The sequence below is a fragment of the Synechococcus sp. R8-2 genome, from assembly GCF_047461715.1.
Lineage (GTDB): Bacteria > Cyanobacteriota > Cyanobacteriia > Thermostichales > Thermostichaceae > Thermostichus.
This window is the reverse complement of sequence record NZ_JANSHQ010000628.1, coordinates 1-4145: the sequence shown is the minus strand read 5'-3', so window position 1 is coordinate 4145 and position 4145 is coordinate 1. Positions and strand designations below refer to the sequence as shown.

General features: G+C 58.9%; 4 protein-coding genes. 3 read left to right on the top strand and 1 reads right to left on the bottom strand.

What is annotated here, in order from left to right; all coding sequences use genetic code 11:
* The first annotated feature begins 121 nt into the window (after positions 1-121).
* A complete protein-coding gene (locus NW819_RS13235; RefSeq protein WP_414414028.1) occupies positions 122-2002 on the top strand; it encodes an AMP-dependent synthetase/ligase in 1881 nt (626 codons plus the stop codon).
* 13 nt (positions 2003-2015) lie between these two features.
* Here the strand turns inward: NW819_RS13235 and NW819_RS13230 are convergent, their stop codons facing one another.
* Positions 2016-2336 (bottom strand): hypothetical protein, encoded by a 321-nt coding sequence (locus tag NW819_RS13230; protein WP_414331146.1) that lies wholly within the window; start codon positions 2334-2336, stop codon positions 2016-2018.
* Positions 2337-2591: 255 nt separating this feature from the next.
* Here NW819_RS13230 and NW819_RS13225 point away from each other — a divergent pair, with 255 nt between their 5' ends.
* Complete coding sequence (locus NW819_RS13225; protein WP_414414027.1) at positions 2592-3902, top strand: (Fe-S)-binding protein; 1311 nt, start codon at positions 2592-2594, stop codon at positions 3900-3902.
* Positions 3903-4017: 115 nt separating this feature from the next.
* A partial coding sequence (locus NW819_RS13220; protein WP_414414029.1) for a helix-turn-helix domain-containing protein occupies positions 4018-4145 on the top strand: 128 nt, incomplete at its 3' end.

Sequence of the window (4145 nt, the reverse complement as noted above, 5' to 3'; positions counted from 1 at the left end):
CTACCTTTTCCCCGCAAGGGGAAGATGGTGAATGGGGTGACAGGCTGGGAACTGTCCTAGCGACACCTGGGGAGAGAGGCTGGGTTTAATAGACTGTAAACGTAATTTACGGTACAGATCTATGACAACTGCTGCCGCTTCTGCTACTCCCACTGCCCCTGAGACGACGCTGCTGAACGTTTGGCAAGTGCTGGCGGAAGAGTTTGCCGGTCAGGTTGCCCTACGGGATCCCCACGCGCAGCCAGTTTTCGAGATGTCTTATGGAGAGCTGTTTCGCCGCATTCAAACCCTGGCGGCTGGCCTGCAGGCTTTGGGCATTTGCCCGGGGGATCGGGTGGCCATTTTTGCCGATAACTCCCCCCGCTGGCTGATGGCCGATCTGGCCACGATGTTCACGGGAGCTGTGAATGTGCCCCGCAGCGCTGTGGCGGATCCCAGTGAGCTGGGCTACATCTTGCGCCACTCCGGTAGCACGGCCCTGATTGCTCAGGATCTGAAGACCCTGAGGCGGATCCGGCCGGATGTGCAGGAGCTGGGCCTGGAACGGCTGCTGTTGCTTTCCGATGAGCAGGAAGCAGGGGTGCTGAACTTTTCCCAATGGCTGCAAAAGGGTCGGGAACACACCTACCAACCCCCAAAGCTGGAGCGATCCCAACTGGCCACCATCATCTACACCTCCGGCACCTCCGGTCGGCCCAAGGGGGTGATGCTCAGCCACGGCAACCTGATGCACCAGGTGGAGAACTTGGGCGTGGTCGTACAGCCACAACCGGGGAATAAGGTGTTGACCATTCTGCCCACTTGGCACTCTTATGAGCGGGCTTGCGAGTATTTTCTCCTCAGCCGTGCCTGCATGCTGGTCTATACCAGCCCCCGCTTTATCAAACAAGATTTTCAACAGGAGCAGCCCCACTATTTGGTGGCAGTGCCGCGGATTTGGGAAACCGTTTATGAAGGGATCCAACGGCAATTCAAAGAGAAAAGCCCCCTGATGCAGCGGCTGATCCGCGCTCTGATGGCCGTGAGTGAGAGCCATGTGCTCTCTGGACGGATAGCTCGCAACCAGTCGATTTTGCATTACGGAGTCAGCCCCTGGGTGCGCCTGCAGGCTCGCCTGCAACATTGGCTGCTCTGGCCCCTGCACCGATTGGCCGATGTGCTGATCTACCGCAAGGTACGACGGGCGTTGGGCCCCAATTTTCAACATGCCATCAGCGGCGGTGGATCCCTGCCTGCCTACTTGGATCTGTTCTACGAGGTGGTGGGCATTTCCATCTTGAATGGCTACGGCCTCACCGAAACTTCGCCGGTGTTGTGCGCGCGGCGTCCAGACAACAATGTGCGCGGTACGGCTGGCCCCCCTCTGCCGGGGACGGAGTTTCGCATTGTGGATCCTGAAACTCGACAGCCGCTGCCGCCACAAGAAAAAGGGTTGATCCTGGCCCGTGGCCCGCAGGTGATGATGGGCTACTACAACAACCCCGAAGCCACCGCCAAGGTGCTCAGCTCCGACGGCTGGTTTGAAACCGGGGATCTGGGCTGGCTCACCCCCGATGGGCAACTGGTGATCACCGGCAGAGCCAAGGATGTCATCGTCCTACTCAACGGGGAGAATATTGAGCCCCAGCCGCTGGAAGATGCTTGTCTGCAGTCTCCTTACATCAGTCAGATCGTGATCGTCGGGCAAGACCAAAAGAAATTGGCTGCCCTCATCTACCCCAACCTCGATGCCCTCAAAGCCTGGGCTGCCGAGCAAGGGATCCCGGCTGAGGATGCCGAGCTGCTGGCCCAGCCCCAGACCCGCACCTTGATTTTGCAGGAGGTGCGCCGCCGCATCCAAGAACGCCCTGGCTACCGGCCCGACGAGCAGGTCAGCGACTTTCGCTTCTTGCCGGAGCCGCTGAGCGTGGAAAACGGCCTTATGACCCAGACCCTGAAGATCAAGCGCAACCCGGTGGCTGAGCGCTATGCCCACCTCATCCAGGAGATGTATCCGGCTTGAGGTGCAGGCCCACCTAAGTTTGGGATCCCCGTTGTTGCTCCAAGTAGCGCCGGAATTGCTCCGGTGGAATGGCCCCTCGGTAGGCTCCACAGTAGTAGAGGGTAAGCACTGCCTTGTAGGCCCAATCGCTTGGCACCACATCCGGGAAAGGGCTGGGCAAAGTATCTGCTTGGTTGTTGGCGCAGGCTTGCAAAATTTGCTCTGTGGTTAGCTGTTCTGCCAGGTCTGGAGGGAGTTCCCGCAGGTTGGCTTGGGCCAGAGCGGCGGTGGGCAGGCTCAAACTGGAGAGGGCTGCGCCCACAAGAGCTGAGGTGAAGAGGTGTTGCACTTTCATAGCACTCCGTGCTGTGCAGAGCACAGACAACTCGAAGAGGGTTAACGAGGGATCGATTGAGAGGGAATCCGTCCGGGGAGTCCCTTCTTCAGGGTAGTACGGACGAAAGGAGCATCTGGATCTGGATAGAACGCCTCAGCCGCTTTGTTCCCGGATTAAGATGCAGGAAACGGGGGCACCTCCAAAACCCCAAAACAAGCCAAAAGGCAAGATTGAGTCTGTACAGCAGGCTTTTGTGCTGAGAGCTAGAGGCCGATGAACGTATCCAAAGGGCCAAGTTTTGACGGCGTGGATCCCCCGGATCCGAAGCTGATCGATGCCTGTGTGCATTGTGGGTTTTGCCTGACCACCTGCCCCAGCTACCGTGTAATCGGCAAAGAGACGGACTCGCCGCGGGGGCGCATCTATCAGATGGAGGCTCTCAACCAAGGTCAAATCTCCCTCTCGGCGGCTACGGTTTCCCACTTCGACAGTTGTTTGGGCTGTTTGGCCTGTGTTACGGCCTGTCCATCGGGGGTGCAATATGACCGCTTAATTGCCGCCACCCGCCCGCAAATCGAACGCAACTACCCACGTAGCCTTTGGGATCGGCTTTACCGCCAGTTCATCTTCTCGGTGTTTCCTTACCCGGAGCGGCTGCAACCGCTGCTGTGGCCTCTCTGGCTGTACCAAAAAATGGGGATCGGCGCTTGGATCCGAAAGGGTCTGGAAAAGGTCTCCCCGCGTTTTGCAGCTATGGAATCCCTGATGCCCCCCCTGGAGGTGGAGCAACTGCTGCCCAAGCGCTACCCTGAGCGGATCCCGGCGGTGGGAGAACGCCGTTTTCGGGTGGGGCTCATTTTGGGCTGTGTGCAGCGCCTGTTTGCCCCACAGGTAAATGAGGCCAGCATTCGCGTCTTGACCCACAACGGCTGTGAGGTGGTGATCCCGCCTGTCCAGGGCTGTTGTGCGGCCTTGCCCCACCATCAAGGGCAACTGCGCCAGGCGGAAACCCTGGCCCGCCAGATGATCGATGCCTTTGCCGATTACGAGTTGGATGCCATTCTGATCAACGCTTCTGGCTGCGGGCATACCCTGAAGGAGTATGGCCACCTGTTGGCCAGGGATCCCGACTACAAAGAGAAGGCAGCCCGATTTGCCGCCCAGGTCAAGGACATTCAGGAGTTTCTCGCTCAGGTGGGGTTAACGGCTCCCCTACACCCGCTACAGCCGGAACCCCTGGTGCTGGTCTACCAGGATGCCTGTCACATGCTGCATGGGCAGCAGCTCAGCCAGGAACCTCGACACCTGTTGCGGCAAATCCCAGGGCTGGAGCTGCGGGATCCCGTCGATGCGGCCCTCTGCTGTGGTAGCTCCGGCGTCTACAACCTGTTGCAACCCCAGGTGGCGGATGAGCTGGGATCCCAGAAGGTAAAGAACTTGCTTAACACCGGTGCTCAGGGGATTGTCTCTGCCAATATCGGCTGCCGCCTACAAATCCAGAAACATCTGCGCCTACAGGGCAAAGCCGGGATCCCCATCTATCACCCGATGGAATTGTTGGATCGCGCCCTCGCCGCTGCGTGACGCTTTCGCGAACAAGCTACAGGGGCTGCCTCTAGTCCCCGATCTGCTGAACAATTGGTTACTTTGCGGAACCGAAATAGCCATTAAACTAAGCATGTTGGCCGCGGCTATCTGAATGCTGCTTGGATTCCGCACCCGCTTAGAGCTGAATAACCGGCAGAAGACCCTAGCCGCTCAGCACGCTGGGGTAGCCCGTCACGCCTACAACTGGGGCCTGGCCATCTGTCGGCAAGCCCTGGAGAA